Below are 832 nucleotides of genomic sequence, written 5' to 3' on the forward strand. Positions count from 1 at the left end.
ACGACGTGGGTATGACCCTTCGCTCGCTTGTGGATCGATCTGTGCGTCGGGAACTCTGGGACAGATTATCCCGCCGTCTATCGTACTGGTTATCCTTGGTGATCAGATCTCCAACGCTTATTCGGATGCTCAGCGTGCCATTGGCAACTGGTCTCCCGACCCTGTGTCTGTTGGTGATCTTTTTGCCGGGGCACTTATTCCCGGTCTAATGCTGGTGTTCATGTATATGGGCTATCAACTTCTAATCGCGATTATCAAGCCGGAAAGCTCCCCTCCGATCCCACGCGATGAAGGCAAGACCAGTACAGGCGACTTTATCAGCAAGATCCTCCACGCCCTTGTGCCTCCTGTTGCTTTAATCGTTTCTGTGCTTGGTTCCATCCTGACCGGTATTGCCACACCAACAGAAGCCGCCGCCGTTGGGGCGATTGGTTCTTTGTTGTTGGCGGGTATGCGTACTCAGGAATTGGGAATGTTGGAAACTGCCGAACGTAAATCTCCATTTGATTTCATGGATTTTGGCAGTCGTCTTCCAACCATCGTTGCCACGTTATGTCTGCTCTTTATGCTGGTTCTCATTTCCTTCTTTGATCTCAGAGTTGCCAGAAATGAAATCCCGGCTACAGACATGATTGCGATCATTGCTGCTGGCTTTGCTTCACTTGGGTTAATGTGGGGCATTCTCGTTTCTCTTGGACGGGTATGGCGTACGGATATCCTGCGGCCGATCATGCGCTCGACCATGGAAATTTCTTCCATGGTCTTCGTGATCCTCATTGGAGCATCTGTTTTCTCTCTCGTATTCCGAGGTCTCGGCGGGGATGAGATGGTT

1 protein-coding gene is annotated in these 832 nt (G+C 50.8%); it reads left to right on the top strand.

The features are described from left to right. Positions 1-832: TRAP transporter large permease subunit (locus ACFSKO_RS13035; protein WP_380252295.1), on the top strand; the 832-nt coding region annotated here is incomplete at both ends.

It is taken from the genome of Kiloniella antarctica (genome assembly GCF_042682825.1).
GTDB classification, from domain to species: Bacteria; Pseudomonadota; Alphaproteobacteria; order Kiloniellales; family Kiloniellaceae; genus Kiloniella; species Kiloniella antarctica.